Origin of the sequence: Asaia sp. HumB, from assembly GCF_030263835.1 — a bacterium.
Classification (GTDB): domain Bacteria; phylum Pseudomonadota; class Alphaproteobacteria; order Acetobacterales; family Acetobacteraceae; genus Asaia; species Asaia bogorensis.
On record NZ_JARPML010000002.1, the window covers coordinates 1,321,726 to 1,345,419 of the forward strand.

Here is a 23,694-nt window from a genome sequence, read left to right on the forward strand (position 1 = left end):
TCTGCACCAGAACCCGGACGCTCATGGTACACCGGCGAAGATGGTCTGCCGCGAGAGAGGCGTTAAGTCGGGCCGCATCACCTTTGGGAGGGGACACGTGATCCCCTAACCCAGATAGAGCGAACCCAGCAAAGGCTCGCGGGGCAAGCGACCCCTGCACTGTCAGAGAAGCCGTCTACCTCGACAAGAAGCAGTTGCTCCACCTCTCAATACGAGGCCCTTATTCGCGCCCCAATGTGACGCAAGCGCCTCGTCCTGCGAGCGCCCCTGAGACAAGACCAGTCTCAGAAATCAGCTGTGAACGGGTTGGGGCCCGTGCGCCCATCCTCCCGGTCGAGGGTGGCAATGCGGCTCATATCCTCCTTATCGAGGCGGAAATCGAACACGCCGAAATTTTCATCGATGCGCTTCGGATGCGCCGATTTGGGAATGACGACATTGCCCTGATCGAGATGCCAGCGGATTGTCACCTGACCCGGCGTCTTGCCGTGCTTCTTCGCAATGCTGGTGATGATCTCGCCATCCAGCCCCGTACCGCGTCCCAGCGGGCTCCAGGCTTCGGTGCGAATATCAAGCGACTCATTGAAAGCCCGCAGCCTCTTCTGCTGGAAGGCTGGGTGCAGTTCAATCTGGTTGAGCACCGGCTTGACCCCGGTTTCCTCAATCAGACGCGTCAGATGTTCGGGCTCGAAATTGCAGACACCAATCGACCGGATACGCCCCTGCTTCTTGAGCTCGATGAGCGCCTTCCAGCTTTCGACGTACAGATCCTTCTTCGGCATGGGCCAGTGGATCAGATAGAGGTCGACCACATCGCGACGCAGCTTTTTCGCGCTGACATCAAAGGCACGCAAGGCGGCATCGTAACCCATGTCGCTGGCCCAGAGCTTGGTCGAGACATACAGATCCGGATAATCCTGCAGCGCATCGCCAACGCCGCTTTCATTGCCGTAAAACGCCGCCGTATCGACCATGCGATAGCCTGCCTTGGCGGCATAGCGCACGATTTCAGCCGTTTCGTCAGCTGGGGTCTTGTAAACACCAAGGCCGAATTGCGGGATGCGTGCCCCGTCATTGAGTTGCAGATGGACCTGTTCTTCATCGGCACGCGGGGTGGCAATGGCGAGGTCAGGGGTAAATTCGCTGCGAGACATTCAGGGCTCCTGTCATTCCCGAAAAGACGGTTCTTGCCCAATCTAGCGGATTGCGACGCTCTGGGTTGCAGGTCCGCCCGCCTTCCTGGCCATCAAGATGGTCATCACTGCGTGAGCCATACCTCCTGTCGCCAGCTCGCAAGGCCCTGCGGCCCGAGGGCTGACGGCCTGCATCCCAGTCAAAAACCTTGCGGCCGCCCGGTTCTTGACTGAGCAAGATTGTGCTACAGGAATGTCGTGATGAATGCCGTATCCGAACCCGCCTCCGAATCCCGTGACAATGCCCAGCACGCGCATCTGAACGATGCGCCGCTCGTTCTGGCACTGCCAAAGGGGCGTATCCTCAAGGCGCTGGGCCCCGTGCTTGAGCGCACAGGGCTTTTTCAGGATGGCAGCGCCATTGGCGAAGGGACACGCAGCCTGCGTTTTCCAACGCTCGACCCCAAGGTCGACGTGGTGCGCGTACGCTCTTTCGATGTCGCGACTTTTGTGGCGCATGGTGGCGCGCAGATCGGCGTTTGCGGTGCCGATGTGCTGATGGAATTCGACTATCCCGATATCTATGCGCCGCTCGATCTCGGAATTGGCGGATGCCGTATTTCCATCGCCCGCCCGGTCGGGATGGCCGGTCAGAACGGCGATCATGACAAGACCGCAGCCAGTTCGCATCTGCGTGTAGCGACCAAATATCCGACCATCACGCGACGTCATTTCGCGGCCAAAGGCATCAATGCCGAAATCGTGCATCTGCACGGCGCCATGGAACTCGCCCCCACACTCGACATGGCCAGCGTGATTGTCGATCTGGTGGATACCGGCTCGACCCTCAAGGCCAATGGCCTGCGCGAGACTGATGTCATCGCGCATGTCACGAGCCGCCTCATCGTCAATCGCGTTGCCCTGAAAACCCGACCCGACGCCATTCGTGCCCTGATCGAACGCTTTCGCGACGCCCTTCAGGAGAAAACGGCATGAAATGGCTGCAAAGCATCGACACGGATTTCGAATCCCGTCTCGCAACGCTGCTTTCTGACCGGAGCGCTGTTGAAACCAGCGTGAGCGCGCCGGTGCGCGATATCATCGCCACTATTCGTGAGCAGGGTGACACGGCTCTGTGCGACTATACGGCGCGTTTCGACCGGTTGAGCCTCGTCCCGGAAGGGCTGGCCATCACCGCAGACGAAATTGCACGCGAGGCCGACAAGGTCGATGCCGATCTGATGGAAGCGCTCAATCTCGCCGCCTCACGCATCGAAGCCTTTCATCGGGCGCAGATGCCCTCGAACCTTGCCTATCAGGACGAGGTCGGGCTGACCCTGGGCATGCGCTGGACGCCGCTCGATGCCGTGGGGCTTTATGTGCCGGGCGGCAAGGCCGCGTATCCGTCCTCTGTTCTCATGAACGCCCTGCCAGCCCGTGTGGCAGGCGTTGGCCGTATCGCCATGTGTGTGCCCTGCCCCGACGGCGTCCTGAACCCGCTCGTTCTGGCGGCTGCGCGTGTCTGCGGCGTGAGCGAGATCTATCGGGTTGGCGGTGCGCAGGCTGTAGCCGCGCTCGCCTATGGCACGAACAGTATTCGCCCCGTCGATCGCATCGTCGGTCCGGGCAATGCCTATGTCGCCGAGGCCAAGCGTCAGGTGTTCGGTCACGTGGGGATCGACTCGATTGCTGGTCCGTCCGAGGTCGTGATTGTGGCCGACAACCGCAACAACCCGCGCTTCGTGGCGCTCGATCTGCTGGCCCAGGCAGAACATGACGAACTGGCCCAGGCAGTACTCATCACAGACGATGCCGGCTTTGCACGATCTGTGCTGGACGCCGTGGAGACCGAACTCAAGACCCTCCCCCGAGCTGCCATTGCCGGGAAGTCCTGGGCCGATCATGGCGCGGTGGTGATTGTGCGCGACTGGAATGAGGCCGCTGAAATTGCCAACCGCTTCGCCTCCGAGCATCTTGAAGTCATGCTGGATGATGCCGAGCAGTTCTCCACCCTGATCCGTCATGCCGGTGCCATGTTCCTTGGTCGCAACTGCCCCGAAGCTGTCGGCGATTATGTTGGCGGGCCGAACCACGTTCTGCCCACAAGCCGCACGGCGCGTTTTGCCTCGGGCCTGTCGGTGTTTGATTTTCTCAAGCGCACCACCACGATCTCAGCCGGTGCCGATGGTCTGCGCGCTGTCGGTCCTGCAGGCGTCAGGCTGGCCAAAGCCGAGGGACTTGATGCCCATGCGCTGAGCCTGTCAGCACGACTCGACGCTCTGGGCTGAAGCCTGCCAACGGCACCGCTCCCGGTCATAGTCCCTGATCCTGCCATTCGTGACGGCAGGGCAGAAAATCCGTGACCCGGGTGACGAGGCTAACGCGCAGAGGCCAAAACGCCTCTTTTCGAGGCCAGAATCACCAAGAAACTTGACGTAACGACGTCGAGCCAGCACATACGCGGCATAATTCCATCCTGCCGGGGATTTTCCGGCCTGTATCAGAACACAGTTTCAAGGACTCAGATGTCAAAAGAAGACATGATCGAATTCAGCGGCACGGTGACCGAGCTGCTGCCAAATGCCATGTTCCGCGTCACACTCGACAACGAGCACACCATTCTGGCCCATACCAGCGGCAAGATGCGCAAGAACCGTATCCGCGTTCTGGCCGGTGACCGCGTCAATGTTGAAATGACCCCCTACGACCTGTCCAAGGGCCGCATCACCTTCCGCTTCAAGTAAGAGCGTTCGCGTGACAGACGGCACAAGGCCGGAGCTGGTTCTTGCCTCGGCATCGCCGCGACGGGTGGACCTGCTGCGACAGATCGGGCTGACCCCGGACCGCATCGACGCGGCCGATCTGGACGAATCGCCACGACAGAACGAGACGCCCCGCGCCTGCGTGGCGCGCCTGGCCCGTATGAAGGCAGAACTTGTTGCCACGCGCTGCCAGCGGGAAGCCCTTGTTCTGGCTGCTGACACGCTGGTCGCCGTCGGGCGCCGCATCCTGCCAAAGGCGGAAGACCGTGCAACGGCAGAACGCTGCCTGCGCCTGCTTTCCGGTCGTCGTCATACAGTGCTGACTGCCGTCTGCGTTATGCCTGCCGGTGGCTGGGCTGCCGGACGTGTGGTCGAACGTCTGGTCGAGACCGATGTGACGTTCTCCCGCCTGACAGAGGCGCAGATAGCGGCGCTGCTCGATCAGGGAGACTGGCAGGGCAAGGCTGGCGGCTATGCGCTTCAGGGTGCCGCAGCCTCTGTCATACGCTATGTGGGCGGTAGTCCCTCAGCCGTGATCGGCCTCCCCCTTTTCGAGACGGCCCAGATGCTGCGCGGCCAGCCCTGTCGCTTCATCGTATGATGGAATGTCGCATCGCCTGGTCACCGGGCGAGGCACGCATCGCGGTTTGCGATGAGGATAGACTTGTCGATTTTGGCCTGTGGCGCCCGGGCATGCCCGATGGCTATGGCGACATTCACGCCGTACGCGTGCAAAAATCCGCGCCCGCCCTGGGCGGCGCTTTCGTGCTCCTTGGTGACAACAGCTCCGGCTTTTTAACCGGCACCCATGCTGAAGGAGCTCTGGTCGCCGCACGCGTGACGCGCAGTGCCCAGAATGGCAAGGGGTTACGCCTCAAGCCCGTCAGCCACACACTCACGGCGACCGAACGCCCCTGCCTTGTTGCACGAGGCCCCTCACCGCTTGAAGACATCGCAGCGCGTTACCCGGACGCCGCATTGCTGTGTGACTCTCCAACCCTTATGGCCCTGATCCCTGCTGCCCTCAGGCCACGCATCACCCGTCTCAGCCACGCCTTCGACGCTGTGCTCGATGCTGAATGTGATGACCTGATGACGCCGCAGGCGGCCTTGCCCCATGGCATCAGGGCGAGCTTCAGCCCGACCCCGGCACTGACCGCCATTGATCTGGATGACCCCCATCCCGATCAACGTCGGCAGATGGACGGGTTCACGGCCAATCGTCACGCCTTTTCGGCTTTGGCGCAGCAGATACGTATGCGCAATCTCAGCGGGGCGATCCTGGTTGATCCGGCTGGAGTCCCCCTGCGCAAGCGTCCGGCGCTGGGCAGGTTTCTGGCCGAGGCGCTCGCAGGCGATCCGATGCAACCGCGCATGCTGGGCGCGACTGCGCTGGGTCTGCTGGAGATCGTCCGTACCAGGGGGCGTGCACCCTTGCATGAGTGCCTTTCCAGCCCCGGTGGCCGTGGCCTGCAGGCGCTGAGGCAAATCCTGCGCGACCGGCCAGCGAGGCCGACGGAACAGAGGGCCACCCCAACACCGGTTCTGCAGGCATCGCTGGCTGTCACACGCGCATTGGAGGCGGACAGCCAGGCCGTGGCACAGTTCTCGCTTGAATGGGGAGCACCGCTCACCCTGCACATGATGCCCGATTTTCCTGACAGCTACTGGAGTTTCACCCCATGAGCCTGTGCCCCATCTGCCAGAAACCGACGCTCCACGCCTTCAGGCCTTTTTGCAGCAAGCGCTGTGCTGATGTGGATCTCGGGCGCTGGTTCAATGAAAGCTACAGCGTTCCGGCCGTGGATGAGGATGAAGCCGAAAAAAACGGCTTTCCCCCGCTTGATCACCGTGACGGCTTGGAGTAAACCCCCTCTCACACCGTCAGGTGACGGTGCCCAAGTAGCTCAGTTGGTAGAGCATGCGACTGAAAATCGCAGTGTCACTGGTTCGATCCCGGTCTTGGGCACCATTTTTCCTCCCAAAATATAGCGCTAAGCAAATAGCGTACATCGCATCTGATATGCTTGCGCCGAGCGAATGATTTCTCGCAGAGACATTCCCCTCCCGCCTCCTCGCGCGCGGGGATAGATGCTGCGCGCACGATGCCCTCAATCTGTTTACATAAGAACGCTGAGGCATTTTCGGGCTTGGAGAGCATTCAGCGTCACCATGCCACGGTCAGACACTCGTCTCCATCCGGGCACCCTGGCCGCAGACCTGCTAGTGCGCTCCGAAGCGGGCAAAGGCACGGCTTCTTTGCAGTCATCAGTCAATCTGAACAATTCAGTATCATACAGGCAATGTTTGTGGACAAATAATGCATGATTTGTCATATAAACATCAGAAAAACAAAGTTTTTCATCTCGCTCAGTTGTCTGGCAATTTCAATTCAGACCGAATAGGTAGTTCAGTCAAGAATTTGCGGAGCTCGACCCTGGCTATGAAGCGTCTCGTTATTGATCTCGACGACACCCTCACCATCAGTAATCCTGATCTGTCATATAGCGAGAAGGAACCCAACCTTCCGCTCATTGCCAAACTGCGCGAATACAAGGCGCAGGGATTTGAAATCCTGATTCAGACAGCGCGCAACATGCGCACCTATCAGGGCGCTGTTGGCAAGATCAATGCGAATACGCTTCCCGTCATTCTTGAATGGCTGAAGAAGCACGACGTTCCCTATGACGAGATCTATGTCGGCAAGCCGTGGTGCGGCACCGAAGGGTTTTATGTCGATGACCGTGCCATTCGCCCCAGGGAATTTGTCACGCTCACGCTCGCTGAAATCAATGCATTGATCGAATCTGGCAAATGAACCCCTCTTCCTCCATCGCCCTGATCATGTCCGGGGCCTATGTCACGCAGGAACTCGTTGCAGAGTTTGGGCAACTGCCACCATCCTTTCTGCCGCTTGGCGTAGGGCGTCTCTATGACATTCAGGCTGACAGTCTGAAGGCTCAGGATCTCAATATCAGCCAGATCTATCTGGCTGTTCCCGAGAGCTATGAGGTTCCGACCTATGATCTGCACAGGCTGGAGCAGAAGGGCGTATCGTTGCTCCCGATGCCAGATGGCCTGTCCCTGGGTGAAGCCGTTGTCTATGCGATCAACGTTCTGAATGCCTATTCGGTCGGCATCCAGATCCTTCACGGCGACACGGTGCTCGGCACGATTCCAACCGGCCTCAATGTTGTCGCAAGCCACCGGGAGGGTGATGACTACTCTTGGGCGGTGATCAATCACGATGACGGCGCGATCAGCAGCCTCGAGACGATCGAGGCCACCAGCGAGGAAGACCTCGAGCGCCCGATTGCATGCGGGTTTTTCTCGTTTTCGAACGGGGTCGAACTTGTACGTGCCATCAGCCAGGCGCGTGGCAATTTCATCACGGGCCTCAATCTCTATATCAAGCGCCGCCCTCTGACCCTCAAGCAGGTCGATGGCTGGTATGATTTCGGCCATATCCAGACCTATTTCCGGTCGCGCCGCCTTGTTACCACCGCCCGCGCCTTCAATTCGCTGCAAATCACGCAAAGCACGGTTCGCAAGCTTTCTGAAGACCGCTTCAAGATGAAAGGCGAGGCCAACTGGTTCGAGTCCATCCCCGCCGCGGTGCAGCCCTATGCGGCCCGTCTGCTCGACAAGGGCGAGAATGACAGCCAGGCATTCTACACCACGGAATACCAGTACGCGCCCAACCTCTCCGAGCTCTACGTGTTTTCCTCCATCGGCCGCGTCACCTGGAAGAAGATCCTGACGAGTTGCTCGGAATTTCTCGAGCTCTGCGCCACCACCCATAGCGATGCACCGCGCGAGGCCTATTCGCGTCAGCTCATGGGTGGCAAGACTGTCGAACGCCTTGAGCGCTATGCCAGAGAGACAGGGTTCGATGTCACGCGCCCGCTGACATTCAAGGGTCGCGCCATGCCGTCGCTCATGACCATTGCCAAGGAGATCGAGGCCCTCATCACGCATGACCCGTCGGCGCGCGCAACGCTGATGCATGGTGATTTCTGCTTCAGCAATATTCTCTATAATTCGCGCAACAGCCGTATTTCCGTCATCGATCCGCGTGGTTACGTGTTTGCGGACAAGCTCGAAATCTGGGGCGATTTCCGCTATGACATCGCGAAATTCTCCCATTCCGTCGATGGGCTTTATGATTTCATTCTGGCAGGTCGTTACACCCTGGCGCAGCAATCAGAGTACGATTTCAATCTGGAGTTCGATGCCTCGCCCCAGCGCGACTGGCTGCAGAAATCCTTCGCCGAAATGAAGATTGCAGGTCTGTCTACGGCAAGCCGGGAAACGCGCGCCATCATGACATCGCTTTTCGTTTCCATGTTGCCGCTCCATTCCGACCGGCCGGACAGGCAAAAGGCATTCATCGCCAATGCCCTTCGTCTGTATGCCACGCTTGAAGGACTTGCGTGATGATCGTCATCCCCATGGCTGGCCTCTCCAGCCGCTTCACCAAAGCCGGCTATCCGGTGCCCAAATACATGCTTCCCCTGCATGGCAAGAGCGTGTTCGCCCATTCGATCGAGAGCTTTTCAGCCTATTTCGAAAGCCATCCTTTCGTGTTTATCGCCCGCACGGTGGCCGACACGGAAGCTTTCATCCGTCGCGAAATCGAGGCGCTTGGCATTCGTGATGCACGCATCGTCATTCTTGACCATGAAACTGCAGGCCAGGCCGAGACGGTGGAATTTGGCGTCAAGCAGGCTGGTATGTCTGCCGAGTCGCCACTGACCATTTTCAATATCGACACCTTCCGCCCCAATTTCCGCTTTCCCCAAGGGGCATGGTTCGGGAAGTCGGATGGCTATCTCGAAGTGTTCCGTGGGTCGGGTGCCAACTGGTCCTATGTCGGCGCAGCGGAAAACAGCGATGAGCCGCTGGCCATTCGCACAACCGAAAAACAGCCGATTTCCGATCTGTGCTGTGACGGACTGTACCATTTCGCCCGCAGCGGTGACTTCCTGAAGGCACTCGAACAGGAGCGTCTCACCCCGTCATCTCCTGAGCTTTACGTGGCGCCGCTCTACAATCATCTGATCAGGGATGGAATGAAAATCCATTATGAGGTGATTCCGCCTGAGGCGATCACCTTTTGTGGGGTCCCTGCCGAGTACGAGGCCCTTCTGGCCGAAGCCGGATAACAGGCCGTCGCATTGCCTTCTGCTCCGAAAAAGGCAGAAGGCAACATCTCTGGTCAGGCGAGCAACCCGCCATCGACCGCCAGAGACGATCCGGTGATGTAGCTCGAACGCTCATTGACCAGAAACGATACGACATGAGCGATATCCTCGATCGCGCCATAGGCTCCGGTCGCCACGAAACGGGCCAGAATTTTCGCGGCCTCGGTGTCTGACGGGTTCATGGCCGTATTCACCGGACCCGGTTCCACCACATTGATCGTGATCCCCCGATCACCCAGATCGCGCGCCACACCCTGGGCAAAACCGCGCAGGGCGGCCTTGGTGCCGGAATAGAGCGACAGACCAGGCAGCGGCGCACGACCGCCAAAAGCCGATCCCATCAGCACGATACGACCGCCGGGCTGCATATGACGCACCGCGCACATAGTTTCGATCATTGCGCCACGGACATTGAGGTTGAGCACCTTCTCGATATCGCCGGTCGTGATCTCGTCAATCGTCCCTTTGGGGTACATGCCTGCATTGCACACCAGCACATCCAGGCGGCCGAAAACGCGCACAGCTTCAGCCACTACTTTTTCATTGCCGGCAACGGTGCTGCCATCGGCCTGAATAGCCAGCGCCCTGCGACCCAGTGCCTCGACCTGCCTGATTGTCTCCTGCGCCCCGGCCATTTCACCGGGATAGGAAAAGGCGATGTCATAGCCTTCGCTGGCAAGCTGGCGGGCAATTCCGGCGCCAATTCCACGGCTTGCGCCTGTCACCAAAGCAAGTTTTGCCGTCATTGATCAGTTCTCCCATTTTGAAAAAAGGCCAGATAGACGTTCAGGCCGACATATCTGAGGGCGTCCGCAACGAAGATGAGATCCATCATCTTTCAGGCCTGGAGCAATCGGCAGGAGCGTTCGAGCGTCCTGTAATGCTGGCGCAGGTCACGCAGAATAAGGCGTTTCTGCCCAGCCGAGAGACAGATCCTGCGTCGCTCGAGCTTTCTGATCTGCTCCCGCCAGACACGATATAATTGCCTCATCTGCTGTGACTGGGCGCGGGTGGTCATGAGCCCCTTTGCGGGTGACATGGCGTGATCTGGCATGGCAGGCCTCTGATGCAGTGAAACTCCCGTCCTTGCGGAACAGGCAGACCATGCGCGTCCACACCGCAGACCCGTTATCTCTCGAATCCACAAAACTTGCCTTATCGTCTCGCAGTCCCATACTGAGGTGATGAGTCAACAAGCTGACGCAACCATGCTGGGCGACGTGCAGTCCCTCGTGCGCGCCCATTGTCCGCGCAAAAGCACCCGCACGGCTGTCGATTTCCTGACGCTGTATCGCTCGGAAACCGCGACCGACCCTCTGCTGGTCGTCTATGAGCCGCGCCTGTACATCATCATTCAGGGGGCGAAGAGGATCAGGATTCACAAGAGCAGCTTCGACTACGACCAGAACCACTATCTCGTCGCGACGGTCGATCTGCCTCTTTCGGGGCACATCACACACGCCACGCCCGAGGCGCCTTATCTCGCCGCCTGTATCGCCTTCACGCCTGAGGAAATCGCCAATGTGATTGCCGAAACACGGGCTGACCCGGGCCTCAGATCCCCTCTGCACACCAGTCTTGGCCTGAGTGCCGTGACCCCCGATCTGCTCGACGCCCTGCGCCGTCTGCTCATCGCCCTCGGCAATGATGACGACCGTACCTTTCTGGCACCCATGCTCAAGCGGGAGATCATCTATCGCGCCCTGCAGGGTGATCAACGCCACGTCCTGCACGAGATTGCCGACCAGAAAAGCGATGCATCCCGCATCAACCGGGCGCTCGCCCATATGCGCGCCCATTTCATGGAAGAGACCGAGGCCTCGACCCTTCCCGGTCTTGCAGGGATGGGGCGATCAACGTTCTATCGCAAGTTTCAGGAGGTTACGGGGCTATCGCCCGTGCAATATCGCAAGCGCCTGCGCCTTCAGGAAGCACGGCGCCTGATGCTGTATGAAAACCGCCTTGCCGCCGATGCCGGTTTTGCTGTGGGCTATGAAAGCCCGTCGCAGTTCACCCGCGAATACCGGTCGATTTTCGGTATGCCACCCCATCAGGATGTGACGCGCATACGCGCCATCGGTATCGAGCGATATCGGGAGTTGAATGAGGCTGTCTGGGTGTAATCCGCTTGCGGGCTTGCCGTTATCGGCTCAGCCCTTAGAATCGGAAAGATCGCGCAGGGGCCCTGACAGTCCCACGGTGCGACACGAGAACAGCCAAGGTGTCTCATGAGAACTCTCCCCCTGCTCGCTGCCATGCTGTTGCTAGCCTGCTGCACCCATCCCCACCCACCAGAGGACGACACCCGCGCCGGACTCCTGCGTCCAGTGACAGGGACGGGTACCGGGTCAGGCGGCAAATCCGTCAGCATGAAGGGACCATCCGGCCATGGTCCGCATGGTCACATGTATATGGGCTCGGGCTTTGGTGCTTCCACGCCCTGACGCATGGATGACCGGGGCTGGCGATCCTATTTGAGAACGTCCAGCACCTCGGAAACAGTCAGGATCTGCGGCAGGATCACACCCTCCTTGTGGGGGGCATAATAGACATAGAGCGGCACGCCATCGCGCTCATGCGCACGAAGATAGGCGCTGATGGTCTCGTCACGATTGGTCCAGTCCCCCTTCATGTATGTCACGCCCCGCGCAGCGAAGGCCTTCTGCACGGGCGCCGCCTGCAGGGCAACGCGCTCATTGACCATGCAGGTGATGCACCACGCCGCCGTCATGTCGATAAAGACAGGCTTGCCAGCATCGCGCAGCGAGGCGAGCCGATCGGGTGAATAGGCCACGGCGCCATTTTCGCTATGAGCGACAAAGCTGGGTGAAGCTGCCTCGCTATCGGCAACGCGCACAAGACTGGCGCCCGCCAGAAGCACGACAATAACGGCCACAGCCCGACCGATAACGACCCAGGGGGTTGCACCCCTGATCATCGCCTCGCGTTGCGTTAGGCCGAACAGCCAGGCTGCCAGCCCAAGCGCAACCGCGCCGCCCAGCCCGACTGGCAGGATCATGGCGCCACGCTGCACACAGGCAACCCAGAAAAGCCAGACTGCGGTTCCCAGAAGCGGGAAGGCAAGAACCTGCTTGAGAATGGCCATCCAGGCACCGGGCTTAGGCATATGCCGGGCCAGAAACGGAATGGTCGCAATCGCGACATAAGGCGATGCCAGACCGAACCCCATGGCGAGGAACAGCATGAGTCCTGCCCATGCCGGTCCACCCAGAGCCGCCGCAATGGCAGCCCCCATGAACGGGGCCGTGCAGGGCGTGGCCACAACCACAGCCAGCAGCCCCGTCAGCATGTCGCCCCATATGCCATGGCGTGGCGTGACATCCTGACCGAGGCGTCCTGCCGTTACCTCGAAAACACCAAGCAGGTTCAGGGCCATCATGACAAGCAGCCAGGCTACACCGAGCACGAAAACAGGAGACTGGAACTGAAAACCCCACCCCACCGCCGAGCCTACGCTGCGCAGCACGATCATAGCGACACCCAGCGCGGCAAAACTGCCCATCACGCCGGTCATATAAGCAAGCGCACTGCTGATCTGCTCATGGCGATGCGACCCGCCCAGACGGGCAAGCGAGAACGCCTTCATGGCCAGAACCGGGAACACGCACGGCATCAGATTGAGAATCAGCCCACCCAGAAAGGCAAAGATCACCAGTTGCCAAAGCGCCGTATGCGAGGGAGCCGCCGCAGACGAGGCCACTCCCGCGACGGGAAGAGTCACGCCCGCACCCGCACGCTGCCCGGCCGCCTCCGTGCCGGGGCTGGTGCTGACCCACAGAGCCGTCTGCTGCCCCGCCTGATCCTGAAGCACCACGATACCATCAAGCGTCGTGGGCTTATGCGCTGCATCGATCCAGTGAAGGCCAAGCGACACCTTGCCCTGACTGACCTCCAGCTTCTGCGGCGCAACCTGATCGATCACGCCGGTTACAGAGGGCATGAACCAGGCCCGGCTGACGCTCTCGCCCGACAGCCCCTGACCACTCAGGGTCAGCGTGGCGTCTGATGTCGTTGTCGCGGCAAAAGGTGACGGCATGGGGCTTGCCTGCGCCGCCTTGACGAATAGCGGCCCCTCGGCGGCACTGTTGGGCGCCGCATTGCCTGAAGGCAGGGTCAGGCTGAAATCACCCGATTCAGGCACACAGGTTGCCGCACATACCAGCCATTCCGCATGGGCCTTGAGTGTCACCTCACCCGCCTTGCCCTCCAGCTTCAGGGTCTGGGGCAAAAGCACGTCACCCGTATAGGCATAGGACATCAGCCCCCCTTCGCTGATGCGTACGGGGGTGGGAAAGCTGATCGACTCGCTCTGGCCGGTCATGGCTCCGCTGGCCGTGGTTTTCAGTGTCGGGGGTTCGCCCGCATCACCGGCATTGAGCCAGTAGGTATGCCATCCCGGCTTAAGCTTAAGACGCAGCCCGACATGCAGATCCCCCCCGGCCGTGACGCTGTCGCGGTCAGTCACCAGGGTGGCGGTGTCATGGGCCGAGGTGACGGGGGCACTCTCGGCAGCAAAGGCAGGAGCAGAACCGAAAGCGAGCAGGGTGAGGACAACAGGAGACAGCTTGCGCAGCATGAGACCAATCGCTGTGAAGGAAGAGAATTGCCGACCGCCCCGCGGACGCGCCATAGAAGTCATTATGACCGGTCCCCTATTGCCCGCCAATCTCATTTCGCTTCCCGTTCTTCCTGTCTGTGCAGCCCTGCCCGAGCTTCAGGCCGTGCTCGATGCCGGACGCAATGCCGTACTGGTTGCGCCGCCCGGCGCAGGCAAGACCACTTTGGTGCCGCTTCATCTTTTACAAGCCCCCTGGCGCGAGGAAGGGCGCCTGATTGTCGTCGAGCCCCGGCGTGTTGCCGTGCGTGGGGCCGCCCATCGCATGGCCGCCCTGCTGGGCGAAGCCACAGGCCAGACAGTCGGTTATCGCACGCGCACGGATTCGGCTATGAGCGCGGCCACCAGAATCGAGGTGGTGACAGAAGGGCTGCTGCTGCGACGCCTGCTGACCGACCCGCTGCTTGAGGGCGTGTCGGCCATTCTGTTCGACGAGGTGCATGAACGCTCGCTCGATCTCGATACAGCGCTTGGTTTCGCGCTCGATCTGCAACGCACCATGCGCCCCGAACTCCGTCTTGTGGCCATGTCGGCCACAACGGATGGGCGCGCCTTCACCTCTTTGCTCGATGGCGTCCTGGTCGAGAGCGAAGGCCGCGCCTTTCCGCTGGACATACGTCACGCCAGAAGGGACATCGCAGCCCTGCGCGAACTGCCCGATGTCATGGCGCGCACCATACGCAGCCTGCTGGCTGAGGAGGAAGGCGATATTCTGGCCTTCCTGCCCGGTGTCGGCGAAATCAGGCGCTGTGCGGCAGCGCTGGCGGATGCTCCGGCACTGATCGTCCCCCTCTATGGCGAACTCGATACCCGCGAGCAGGATCTGGCCCTCAAACCAGCCGAAAGGCGCAAGGTGGTGCTGTCCACCTCGATTGCAGAAACCTCGCTCACCGTACCTGGCGTCCGTATCGTGGTGGATGGCGGATTTGCCCGTGCGCCGCGTCTCGATGCGGGGTCCGGCCTGTCACGGCTCGAGACCATGCGCATCTCGCGGGCCACGGCGACACAGCGTGCCGGGCGCGCCGGCCGCGAGGCACCAGGCATTGCGGTACGTCTGTGGACAGAAGCCACTGGCCGCGCCCTGATTGCCCATTATCTGCCCGAAATCCAGACCAGCGACCTGACCGGCCATTGCCTTGACCTTGCTGCATGGCACGAAGTCATGGGCACGCCCCCAGCCGCTGTGCCTTTACTCGATACACCGCCAGCCGGTGCCTTTCAGGCCGGCTGCGCCCTGCTTACGGCGCTCGGGGCACTGAATGAGGCAGAAAAGATCACGCCGCTGGGCGCCGCCATGGCACGGCTCGGCGCACAGCCCCGTCTGGCTGCGATGATGTGCGCAGCCCGTACCCCACCCGAAAAGGCCACCGCCGCCGCCCTCGCCGCCCTTCTGGAAGAACGCGACCCCCTACGCCCGCGTATCGTCCCCGGTCAGCGCAGCCCCTCGGTACCCGCCGATATCCAGACGCGTCTCGGCCTGATCGAGGGCGCCGAGCATCACCCCCATGCCGACCGGGCGAGCCTTGCCCGTATCCGGCAATCCGCCCAGCGCTATCAGAAGCGCCTCGGGCTGAGCCAGCGTCTTGCGCCCGACCCCGCCAGCGCGTCGGCCCTGCTTGCCGCAGGCTTTCCGGATCGCGTAGCCATGGCCGCGGGCGAAACGGGACGATATCGCCTGTCGGGGGGAGGATCGGCCCGACTGAGCGCCATCGACCCGCTGGCGCGCGAAACCCTGATCGTCGCCCCTGCCCTTCATGTGCGTACGGCAACCGAAATCTGCCTCGCCGCCCCGCTCGATCTCGATAACCTGCCTGCAACCTTGCTGGCCCGTACGGAGGAACAGGTCGAGACCGCGCTTGATACGACAACCGGCAACGTGATCGCCCGCAGAAGGCTGCGCCTTGGCAATCTGGTACTGCGCGACCGTTCTGCCCCGGCAAAGCCGGAGGAGGTGCAGGCGCTGTTGCTGTCACGCATACGCGCCGATCTGGCTGGCAGCCTCACCTGGTCCGACTCATGCCAGCAATTTCGTGCCCGGCTCGCCCTGGCAAGGGCCCATCTCGATGAGACCCTGCCTGCCGCCGATGACGAAACCCTTGCCGCCACTCTCGATGAGTGGCTGCTCCCCTATATCGATGGCATGACGAAGCTCAGCCAGATACAGGCGCTGGACCTGCTGCCCCTCCTGCGGCAACGCCTCGACTACACCCAGCTCAAACAGCTCGATCAGGCTTTACCGACGAGCCTCACCCTGCCCGGCGCGCAGCCCGCCATCGATTATCGCGATGCCACGCCCACGATCTCGGCCCGTGCCCAGGCCTTCTACGGGCTGAAGGAGACGCCACGCATCGCCAATGGGCGCATCAAGCTGCAATTTGCCCTGTTGTCACCTGCGGGTCGCCCGCAGGCCATCACTGCCGATATCGCCGCCTTCTGGACCACGGGCTGGGCCGACATGCGACGCGACATGCGTGGTCGTTACCCGAAACATGACTGGCCGGAAAATCCCGCGACAGCCAGCCCGCCCCCGCCTAGGCGTCCACGCGACACCTGAGCGCCTCACGCGATTCGTCACACAGAACGTGACTATCGAACCACGAAAATGTTACGCGTGACGCTATGATACCCGATTCACCTGACGAATCCTGTGATTTGTCCGCGCTACGCTGGTTGAAATCACACCTCGAGAACCTTTCGTAACGAAATCTTGTCTTTCGTATCGAAAATATTTCTCACACCACTTGGGCACGGATCGCCTGGATGATCCGCGTCTGAGAGGCCATCATGCGTTCGACTCACCCGGCAGGTACGTCCGGCACAGCCCTTGAAAACAACACCCACTCAGGGCAGGCGGGGCACCGACGCGTGTTCATCGCGTCCTGCGTGGCAGGTCTGGCGGGTATTCTCTTCGGCTATGATCAGGGCATCATTTCTGCGGCACTCCTGACACTGGGTGACAGCTTCACTCTCGGCACGCTGGGCAAACAGGCTATTGCCGCAGGCATGGTTGCCGGTGCCTTGCTGGGATGCATGGCCGCAGGGCCGCTATCAGACCGACTGGGACGTCGCATGGTGGTCGGGCTGTCGGGGGCGCTGTTCCTGCTTGGCTCTATCGGCTCGGCAATGGCCATGTCCCCTACGGAACTGACGCTCATGCGGTTGCTGCTTGGTCTGGCCGTCGGTGCCGCCAGCCAGATCGTGCCCGTCTATATCGCTGAACTGGCACCAGCTTCACGACGGGGGCGGCTCGTCCTGCTGTTTCAGCTGGCCATCGTTAGCGGCGTCCTTATCAGTTCGCTGATCGGCTGGTGGCTGAGCGGCAGCCCCTTGCTCATCCGACTGCTCGACCGGGGAGGAGACTGGCGCATGATGGTGCTCATCGGTGCCATTCCCGCGCTGATGCTGCTGGTCGGCCTCATTTTCCTGCCCGAAAGCCCGCGCTTTCTTGCCGCAAAGGGCCGACGGGACGAGGCCATCGCGATTTTGCGCAGCCTCCGGGGCCCCGGTGAGGACCCCGAGGCCGAAATGCGTGACATTGAGGGTGCCGCGCAGGAACAGGGGAGCTGGCGCCTGCTTTTCTCGCCTCGGCTCCGCCCGGCCCTGATTGCCGGAACCGGCTTGGCCATGTTCAGTCAGGTAACCGGCACAAATGCCGTCCTGACCTATGCCCCGACCATCCTTTCCGGCGCGGGGTTCGACCGCAATTCTGCCCTGCTCATTTCGCTAGCCATTGGCGTGGCCATCACCGTTGCGACGGTGTTCGGGTTCTGGGCCGTGGATCACTGGGGGCGTCGTCGCCTCATGCTGCGCGTGCTGCCCGGGTCGATCCTTGCCCTGATCGTTCTGGCTGTCGTGTTCTTCGGTGGCGACCCGCAGGGTATGGGGCGCTTTTTCGCGGTAGCTGGCCTGATTCTGTATGTGCTTTGCACGTTGGGGAGCATCAATGCCTCGCTCTGGCTGGTAGGTGCCGAGGTCTTTCCGCTCGCTGTGCGCGGCAAGGGCATGGGCCTTGTCACCGTCTCGCACTGGTCTTTCGATCTGCTGATCTCGATGGTGACCCTGTCCATCATCTCGATGATCAGCGTATCGGGCACCTTCCTTCTCTTTGCAGCCCTGACCACTCTTGCCTGGATCTTCATCGAGCGCCGTATTCCCGAAACAAAGGGCCGCTCGCTGGAAGCCATTGAACGCAGTCTGAATGAGGGTGACTTCCTTTCGCGAAAGACGACCCACTGAGCGAGGGGCATGAAGGCGACCCGTCGGGATGTTACCGTCGCTATGCCTTACCAGCGCTGCAACAGGGTCACGAATACCGCGCGCCCGGGCGCCCAGGCGCAGGCAACATCGCGGGTGCACATGGCTACATATTTGCGATTGGCGATATTGGTGCCGTTGAACTGCACCCGCGTGCGCCCCCGGTCGATATGGGCCTGCAAATCCCATACGAGCTGCGAAGGCACGGAAAATGTGAGGGGAATGGAGCCCGCAGTATTACCCGTGTAGCGCATGCCCGCCCCGAGACCGGCCTGCCAGAGCGCCGAAAAGGCAACGTCACGCTTGAGGAACAGCGACGCCATATGGGAGGGAATTGCCACAGGCCGCTGCCCAACCTGCGCTGCCACTGTCGAGCGCATCACACGCGGATCCTGATAGGTAAAGCTTGCGATGAAATCGATCCTGTAGGGTAAACGACCTACACCTTCGAACTCGAAGCCGCGTGTTCTCTGCCGCCCGGTCTGCACGCTGAAAGACGAATTGGCCGGATCGGCTGTCAGGACATTATCCTGCACCAGATTGAAGAAATCAGCCGTAAGCATGAAATTATCCACACCACGCAGGGGTTTGACCGGCTTGTATTTGACACCTGCCTCGATCTGCTTGCCTGTGGTCGGCACGAAGGCCGAACCACCGAATGTCGTCCCGACCTGGGGCTGGAATGACGTCGCGTAGGAAACATAGGGGTTGAGCCCTATGGAAGACTGATAGACCAGCCCGACCCGCCCCGTGAAAGCGTTGTTGTTTTGCGGTGTCCGCCCGCCATTGAGATTATTGACCGTCATGCTCTGGGTGAAATCACCGCGGCCTGACAGGATAAGATACCAGCGCTGCCAGTTGGCCTGTTCCTGCGCATAGATCCCGGTATCTGTTTCCGTCTCGTTTGTGCTCGTGGTGGTGCCATAGCCTGGCCAGATGATGGCACGATAAACCGGCTTGTAGAGATTGAGCGCGGGGGCTGCGCGCTGGCCGCGGCGATTGGCCAGAAAATCACTGCGAAAATCCACGCCTGTCAGGATTTCATGATGAATACCCCCCGTATGGAAGGTCACTGCCGACCGCGTATCGAGGGTGACGTTGTTGTAGTTGCCCTGCTGGTTGAGCGCGGTGCGATTGATGCTCTGTTTATCCGCTGAAAGTGACGAGGTGGTCACGAAACGGTAGAGCACGTCGAGATGCGCGTAACGCATGTTTTGCGTGATGGTCCAGTTGGGCAGGATGTGCCGGACAAAATTATAGCCTACCGCCACCTGACGCTTTGAGTAGACATCATAATCCGCATCGCTGCTCAGGAAGTTGCGGGCAATCTGGCCCCAGCGCGAGGGCAGGACGGTCCCGACAGCCGGCAGGAATTGCGCCGTCGACCCGGCATCGAGCTGCTCGAAACTGGTGAGCAGGGTAAGCGTGGTTTTTTCATCAGGGCGCCAGCTCAGCGAGGGTGCCACATATATCTCGTTGTTCTTGATATTGCGCGCGTAGGTGTCCGACTTGCGTATCAGCCCGTTGAATCGCCAGAGTAGAGTCTTGCGGGCATTCAGTGCGCCGCCGACATCGACCGCGCCTTGAACACGACCATAGGAACCGGTCTGGAAATCGATCTCATTGACCTGATCCGGATGCGGACGTTTGCTGACAGCATTGATGATGCCCCCAAGCTGCCCCGACCCGTAGAGAGCCGAAGATGCCCCGCGCAAGACATCCATCTCCTCAAGCCCCCAGGGCTCGATGCTGAAACTCTGCGATGTGCTGGCATCAGGAGCGCGTGTGCCATCAAGATAGATATCGGGCGTGAACCCGCGGATCGTGCCAAAATAGCCGCGCGGGTCGTCCTTCGACCCGTAATCCGAAACGCCTGCTGCGTAGTGCACGGCCTCGGACAGGCTGCGGGCGTTGAGCACGCTCATACGCTCCTGTGTGATGACCGTGATATTCTGTGGCGTCAGCTCCAGCGGCGTCGATGTCTTTGTGGCACTGCTTGCGGCAGCGGGAAGAAAGCCCCCGCGCCTGCCCGCCACACGAATGGTCTCGTGAATACCCTCATGAGCTCCTTGGGCGGATTGAGCTTTTGCTGCCTGAGGTCGCGCGGCTGGCTGTGCAGGTGTGGCCCTGTTCTGCCTCGCCCCTACATGGGGTGACGCCTTCTCCGGCAGGGTTTGGCGTTCCTGAGCGAGCGCACCCGGCACCATTGCCGCCGAGAGGAATGAGGACAGACACAAGGCGGCACGCAGGGAAACGGACATCAATCTACCGGAACAGACAAACAGGGAAACAAATGAGAACGTTTCTCATTTGCATTGAGGTTTCCTTAGAAACCGCCAGCCTGCCTGTCAATCAAGGCGATCAGGGTCCAACCGCCCTTGTGACCGTGACGACACGTTTCGATCTTAGATCGTGTACATATCTACGCATTGAGCTCACGCCACGGGAGGGACTGAGCGAAGAAGTGGCTGCCTTTGACTAAGCGGCATTGCCTGTTACATCCGTCATGGAGAAGTCTGACGCATCTCGCCATGAGACGGTCGAATGATCCGGCTCCCTGATGACGACGCGTTTTACACACCGGCAGCGCACGCAATCAGACCGGACGCGTGGACTCCGGTGCAATGTCACGCAGACGATCCAGCAGGGCTACGAGCGGATGATCGAGCCGTGCCCCGCGGAAGCGCTTGACCTGACTACGGCACGAATAACCGCTGGCCAGCACAACTTTCTCACCCTGTCTGTCCAGATGCGCCCCCCAGGACTGCTCGAAAATCACGCGGGACGTTTCCACATTGCGCGCTTCGTGACCGAAGGTGCCGGACATACCGCAGCACCCCGTCTTTTCCAGCTGCAAACCAAGGCCAAGCCGCGCAAACAGGGCCTGCCAGTCTGCCCCCGAACCCGTCAGAGCTGTCTTTTCCGTGCAGTGCCCAAGAAACACGAAACCGGCCGCTGCTTGCGGAGCGTCCTGCATCCGGGGCAAGGCATGCAACAGAAACTCCTGAGGCAGTTGCACCTCAGGCAGAGCCTCAAGCCCGGCAATCTTGCGGTATTCCTGCCGGTAGATCAGCGTCATGGCAGGATCGAGCCCGACAATCGGCACCCCGAACGAGGCCAGTATGCGCAGCCATGCGGCATTGCGACGCGCCTGTCGGGCAAACAACCCAAGAAAGCCATGCACATGCAGCGGCTTGCCGCAGGCCAAGCTCTCGGCAAGATAGACCCTGTAACCGCAGCGCGCCGCCAGCTCGATAAACGCCTCAACAAGGTGGGCCTCGAAATGACGGGTGAACAGGTCCGGCATCAGAATGACAGACCGTGCCCTCTCTGCCTCGGTCAGGGCCACCAGACGCTCAGGTGTGGCAGGCTGCACGTGCCAGCGGCGGCAGGTTTCTACCAGTCCGCTGCGTGAGAGGGGCGGCATATCGACAAGGCCAAGCAGGGTTTTGCCTAGCGCGGCCATCGGCTTCAGGCCGACCACGGCATTATAGAGACGCCTCATACGCGCCATGAGTGGCAGGGTATATTCGATCAACCCCACGACATAATCGCGCAGTGGGCGGGCATAGCGCTGGTGGTACAGATTGAGAAAGCGGGAGCGGAAATCAGGCACATCGACCTTGACCGGGCACTGGCTGGTGCAGGATTTGCAGGCCAGACAGGTGGCGAGACTGTCATAGAGCTGATGCGAAAAATCGACCGGTGTGCTCTGCCTGCGCCGAAACTGCGCCGAGACGCGGTCGATCAGGCTTGGCGCATGCGCCTCCAGCGCCGCCGTATCCACACCCGCGCCAGCCTGCAGGCGCAGCCATTCGCGCATGAGCGAGGCGCGCCCCTTGGGGGAGAAACGCCGGTCACGCGTTGCCTTCCAGGACGGGCACATCGGATCGTCCTGATCGTAATTGAAGCACGCGCCATTGCCGTTGCAATGCAGCGCCGTGCCATAACCCTGCCAGACCGGATCGGGAATCTGTCGATCCTGCGCCCCGCGCATCGGCACGTCATCAACAAGCAGAAGCGGTGCTGAAGCGCCCGGAGGGGCCGCGATCTTGCCGGGATTGAGCTGGTTATGCGGGTCGAACACACCCTTGATCTGTTCCAGGCAGGGATAAAGCGGGCCGAACACATCCGGCACATATTCCGACCGCACCCCCTTGCCATGCTCTCCCCACAGCAACCCGCCATAACGGCGTGTCAGACGATGCACGGCGTCACTCAGTGGGCGAATCAGGGCAGCATCATCGGGGTTGCGCATGTCCAGCAGGGGGCGGACATGCAGCACGCCGGCATCCACATGGCCGAACATGCCGTAATCCAGCCCATGCCCATCGAGAAGCGCCCGGAACTCGGCAATGAAATCCGCCAGTTTTTCCGGCGGCACAGCGGTATCCTCAACGAAGGGCTGGGGCCGCGCCTTCCCCTGCACGTTGCCGAGCAAACCCACAGCGCGCTTGCGCATGGCATAGACCTGCGAGACTGCCTGGCGTCCCCTGGCCAGCGTATGGCCCCGGCGACGTACCGTCTGATCCTGCCGCAGATGCTCCAGAAAGCCCTCGACCTGCCTTTCGAGTTCGGCCTCATCATGACCGGCAAACTCGACCAGATTGAGCCCCTTCGCAGGGCCAGCCTCATCCTGCGGGAAATAGCTTTCGACCGAGCTCCAGACAAAATCTTGCATGGCAAGGCCAAGCACTTTGGAATCGATGGTCTCGATCGAGAGCGGCTTGAGCCCGATCAGCGCGCGCGCGTCGCGCAGTGCATCCATGAAGCTGTCGTAGCGGATATTGACCAGAATACTGTGCGGCGGAATGGCCAGCAGATTGAGTTTCGCCTCGGCCAGAAATCCGAGTGTCCCTTCCGATCCACAGAGCAGACTGGTCAGATCGAACTGCCCGGCCTCATTGCGCAGATGACGCAGATCATAGCCGGTCAGACAGCGGTTGAGTTTGGGGAACACCGTCTCGATCGTGTCGCGCTCACGATCATGGATCGACGCTACGCAATCATGAATCTGCGCCACGCGGGAATGACCCTGACGGCGCACCGCCAGTTCGCTCTCATCAAGCGGTGACGTGTCGAGCACGTCGCCGCCCACAAGCACGGCCGTAACACTGAGCACATGGTCGCGTGTCTTGCCATAGGTGCAGCTTCCCTGCCCACTGGCATCGGTACTGATCATGCCGCCGATCGTGGCACGGTTGGATGTCGAGAGTTCGGGGGCGAAGAACAGCCCATGACGGGCAATGGCCGCATTGAGCTGGTCCTTCACCACGCCGGGCTGCACCCTCACCCATTTCTCCTCGACATTGATTTCGAGGATAGCGTTCATGTGTCGGGACAGGTCGACCACGATGCCATCGGTGAGGGATTGGCCATTCGTGCCCGTTCCGCCGCCACGCGGTGCAATGGTGATACCGCGCCAGACGGGCTCGCCCGCAAGCCGGGCCAGCACGATCAGATCCTGCCTGTGCCGAGGAAAGACCACGGCCTCGGGGTGACGCTGATAGATGGAATTATCGGTCGCATGAACCAGACGCGTATCGTGCGTCGTGCCGATCTCGCCCTCGAATCCCTGCTGACGCAGTGCCGTGAGGAAAGCGGCATGATCCGCCGCATTGCCTGGGGTCTTGTCGAGAACAGCAATCATGGTCATGGCCGGTCATCCATCACGAGGGCACGCGCTGGCACTGGATTAGCCTGAA

19 protein-coding genes and 1 tRNA gene are annotated in these 23,694 nt (G+C 60.8%); 14 read left to right on the forward strand and 6 right to left on the reverse strand.

Annotated features, from left to right (window positions below):
• Positions 1-284 precede the first annotated feature (284 nt).
• Positions 285-1,154, reverse strand: a complete 870-nt coding sequence (locus P5689_RS06975; protein ID WP_023979926.1) for an aldo/keto reductase — start codon at positions 1,152-1,154, stop codon at positions 285-287.
• Positions 1,155-1,394: 240 nt separating this feature from the next.
• On the opposite strand from P5689_RS06975, the gene hisG reads away from it, so the two are divergent.
• The 10 genes from hisG (at position 1,395) to P5689_RS07025 (ending at position 9,060) form a co-directional block, all read left to right on the forward strand.
• Complete coding sequence (gene hisG, locus P5689_RS06980; RefSeq protein ID WP_023979928.1) at positions 1,395-2,129, forward strand: ATP phosphoribosyltransferase; 735 nt, start codon at positions 1,395-1,397, stop codon at positions 2,127-2,129.
• The gene (hisD, locus tag P5689_RS06985) at positions 2,126-3,421 is read left to right on the forward strand and encodes a histidinol dehydrogenase (protein ID WP_285532622.1); all 1,296 of its coding nucleotides are present in this window, start codon (positions 2,126-2,128) and stop codon (positions 3,419-3,421) included. Before hisG ends, hisD begins: the two co-directional genes overlap by 4 nt.
• A gap of 237 nt (positions 3,422-3,658) precedes the next feature.
• Positions 3,659-3,877, forward strand: a complete 219-nt coding sequence (infA, locus tag P5689_RS06990) for a translation initiation factor IF-1 (protein WP_023979930.1) — start codon at positions 3,659-3,661, stop codon at positions 3,875-3,877.
• Between the two features lie 10 nt (positions 3,878-3,887).
• Complete coding sequence (locus tag P5689_RS06995) at positions 3,888-4,496, forward strand: nucleoside triphosphate pyrophosphatase (RefSeq protein WP_023979931.1); 609 nt, start codon at positions 3,888-3,890, stop codon at positions 4,494-4,496.
• Entirely contained in the window at positions 4,493-5,581 is a 1,089-nt protein-coding gene (locus P5689_RS07000) for a ribonuclease E/G (protein ID WP_285532624.1), read from the forward strand. The genes P5689_RS06995 and P5689_RS07000 overlap by 4 nt, the downstream gene beginning before the upstream one ends.
• On the forward strand, positions 5,578-5,763 hold the full coding sequence (locus P5689_RS07005; RefSeq protein WP_062165496.1) for a DNA gyrase inhibitor YacG: 186 nt from the start codon (positions 5,578-5,580) through the stop codon (positions 5,761-5,763). Before P5689_RS07000 ends, P5689_RS07005 begins: the two co-directional genes overlap by 4 nt.
• 28 nt (positions 5,764-5,791) lie before the next feature.
• A tRNA-Phe gene (locus tag P5689_RS07010) sits at positions 5,792-5,867 on the forward strand.
• 471 nt (positions 5,868-6,338) lie between these two features.
• Positions 6,339-6,713 carry a phosphatase gene (locus tag P5689_RS07015; protein ID WP_023979934.1) on the forward strand — a complete coding sequence of 125 codons (375 nt, stop codon included), beginning with the start codon at positions 6,339-6,341 and terminating at the stop codon, positions 6,711-6,713.
• The gene (locus tag P5689_RS07020) at positions 6,710-8,332 is read left to right on the forward strand and encodes a hypothetical protein (RefSeq protein ID WP_023979935.1); all 1,623 of its coding nucleotides are present in this window, start codon (positions 6,710-6,712) and stop codon (positions 8,330-8,332) included. The genes P5689_RS07015 and P5689_RS07020 overlap by 4 nt, the downstream gene beginning before the upstream one ends.
• Positions 8,332-9,060: a glycosyltransferase family 2 protein gene (locus tag P5689_RS07025; protein ID WP_023979936.1), complete on the forward strand. Its 729-nt coding sequence runs from the start codon at positions 8,332-8,334 to the stop codon at positions 9,058-9,060. The genes P5689_RS07020 and P5689_RS07025 overlap by 1 nt, the downstream gene beginning before the upstream one ends.
• Positions 9,061-9,113: 53 nt before the next feature.
• Here P5689_RS07025 and P5689_RS07030 read toward each other — a convergent pair whose 3' ends face one another.
• Together P5689_RS07030 and P5689_RS07035 are read right to left on the reverse strand one after the other, a co-directional pair.
• Entirely contained in the window at positions 9,114-9,845 is a 732-nt protein-coding gene (locus P5689_RS07030) for an SDR family NAD(P)-dependent oxidoreductase (RefSeq protein ID WP_023979937.1), read from the reverse strand.
• A 92-nt stretch (positions 9,846-9,937) separates the two neighbouring features.
• A complete protein-coding gene (locus P5689_RS07035; RefSeq protein WP_285532625.1) occupies positions 9,938-10,138 on the reverse strand; it encodes a hypothetical protein in 201 nt (66 codons plus the stop codon).
• Between the two features lie 145 nt (positions 10,139-10,283).
• Between P5689_RS07035 and P5689_RS07040 the strand changes: the two genes are divergently transcribed.
• Together P5689_RS07040 and P5689_RS07045 are read left to right on the forward strand one after the other, a co-directional pair.
• On the forward strand, positions 10,284-11,222 hold the full coding sequence (locus P5689_RS07040; RefSeq protein WP_285532626.1) for an AraC family transcriptional regulator: 939 nt from the start codon (positions 10,284-10,286) through the stop codon (positions 11,220-11,222).
• A gap of 105 nt (positions 11,223-11,327) precedes the next feature.
• Positions 11,328-11,543, forward strand: a complete 216-nt coding sequence (locus tag P5689_RS07045) for a hypothetical protein (protein ID WP_152530281.1) — start codon at positions 11,328-11,330, stop codon at positions 11,541-11,543.
• Positions 11,544-11,569: 26 nt separating this feature from the next.
• Here the strand turns inward: P5689_RS07045 and P5689_RS07050 are convergent, their stop codons facing one another.
• A complete protein-coding gene (locus tag P5689_RS07050; RefSeq protein ID WP_285532627.1) occupies positions 11,570-13,750 on the reverse strand; it encodes a protein-disulfide reductase DsbD in 2,181 nt (726 codons plus the stop codon).
• A gap of 10 nt (positions 13,751-13,760) precedes the next feature.
• Between P5689_RS07050 and hrpB the strand changes: the two genes are divergently transcribed.
• Entirely contained in the window at positions 13,761-16,289 is a 2,529-nt protein-coding gene (gene hrpB / locus P5689_RS07055; protein ID WP_285532628.1) for an ATP-dependent helicase HrpB, read from the forward strand.
• A 230-nt stretch (positions 16,290-16,519) separates the two neighbouring features.
• On the forward strand, positions 16,520-17,971 hold the full coding sequence (locus tag P5689_RS07060) for a sugar porter family MFS transporter (protein ID WP_166930180.1): 1,452 nt from the start codon (positions 16,520-16,522) through the stop codon (positions 17,969-17,971).
• Between the two features lie 47 nt (positions 17,972-18,018).
• Here P5689_RS07060 and P5689_RS07065 read toward each other — a convergent pair whose 3' ends face one another.
• Both P5689_RS07065 and P5689_RS07070 read right to left on the reverse strand, forming a co-directional pair.
• Complete coding sequence (locus P5689_RS07065; protein ID WP_285532630.1) at positions 18,019-20,250, reverse strand: TonB-dependent siderophore receptor; 2,232 nt, start codon at positions 20,248-20,250, stop codon at positions 18,019-18,021.
• 335 nt (positions 20,251-20,585) lie between these two features.
• The gene (locus tag P5689_RS07070; protein ID WP_285532631.1) at positions 20,586-23,645 is read right to left on the reverse strand and encodes an FAD-binding and (Fe-S)-binding domain-containing protein; all 3,060 of its coding nucleotides are present in this window, start codon (positions 23,643-23,645) and stop codon (positions 20,586-20,588) included.
• Between the last annotated feature and the right edge of the window lie 49 nt (positions 23,646-23,694).

Bases quoted from the DNA above. Each gene is read 5' to 3' on its own strand.
- P5689_RS07015 (WP_023979934.1), top strand. From the start codon at position 6,339: ATGAAGCGTCTCGTTATTGATCTCGACGACACCCTCACCATCAGTAAT.
- P5689_RS07065 (WP_285532630.1), bottom strand. From the start codon at position 20,250: ATGTCCGTTTCCCTGCGTGCCGCCTTGTGTCTGTCCTCATTCCTCTCG.
- P5689_RS07020 (WP_023979935.1), top strand. From the start codon at position 6,710: ATGAACCCCTCTTCCTCCATCGCCCTGATCATGTCCGGGGCCTATGTC.
- P5689_RS07050 (WP_285532627.1), bottom strand. From the start codon at position 13,750: ATGGCGCGTCCGCGGGGCGGTCGGCAATTCTCTTCCTTCACAGCGATT.
- hrpB (WP_285532628.1), top strand. From the start codon at position 13,761: ATGACCGGTCCCCTATTGCCCGCCAATCTCATTTCGCTTCCCGTTCTT.
- hisD (WP_285532622.1), top strand. From the start codon at position 2,126: ATGAAATGGCTGCAAAGCATCGACACGGATTTCGAATCCCGTCTCGCA.
- P5689_RS07060 (WP_166930180.1), top strand. From the start codon at position 16,520: ATGCGTTCGACTCACCCGGCAGGTACGTCCGGCACAGCCCTTGAAAAC.
- P5689_RS07040 (WP_285532626.1), top strand. From the start codon at position 10,284: ATGAGTCAACAAGCTGACGCAACCATGCTGGGCGACGTGCAGTCCCTC.
- P5689_RS06975 (WP_023979926.1), bottom strand. From the start codon at position 1,154: ATGTCTCGCAGCGAATTTACCCCTGACCTCGCCATTGCCACCCCGCGT.
- P5689_RS07070 (WP_285532631.1), bottom strand. From the start codon at position 23,645: ATGACCATGATTGCTGTTCTCGACAAGACCCCAGGCAATGCGGCGGAT.
- P5689_RS07005 (WP_062165496.1), top strand. From the start codon at position 5,578: ATGAGCCTGTGCCCCATCTGCCAGAAACCGACGCTCCACGCCTTCAGG.
- P5689_RS07025 (WP_023979936.1), top strand. From the start codon at position 8,332: ATGATCGTCATCCCCATGGCTGGCCTCTCCAGCCGCTTCACCAAAGCC.
- P5689_RS07030 (WP_023979937.1), bottom strand. From the start codon at position 9,845: ATGACGGCAAAACTTGCTTTGGTGACAGGCGCAAGCCGTGGAATTGGC.
- P5689_RS07035 (WP_285532625.1), bottom strand. From the start codon at position 10,138: ATGTCACCCGCAAAGGGGCTCATGACCACCCGCGCCCAGTCACAGCAG.
- P5689_RS07045 (WP_152530281.1), top strand. From the start codon at position 11,328: ATGAGAACTCTCCCCCTGCTCGCTGCCATGCTGTTGCTAGCCTGCTGC.
- P5689_RS07000 (WP_285532624.1), top strand. From the start codon at position 4,493: ATGATGGAATGTCGCATCGCCTGGTCACCGGGCGAGGCACGCATCGCG.
- infA (WP_023979930.1), top strand. From the start codon at position 3,659: ATGTCAAAAGAAGACATGATCGAATTCAGCGGCACGGTGACCGAGCTG.
- hisG (WP_023979928.1), top strand. From the start codon at position 1,395: ATGAATGCCGTATCCGAACCCGCCTCCGAATCCCGTGACAATGCCCAG.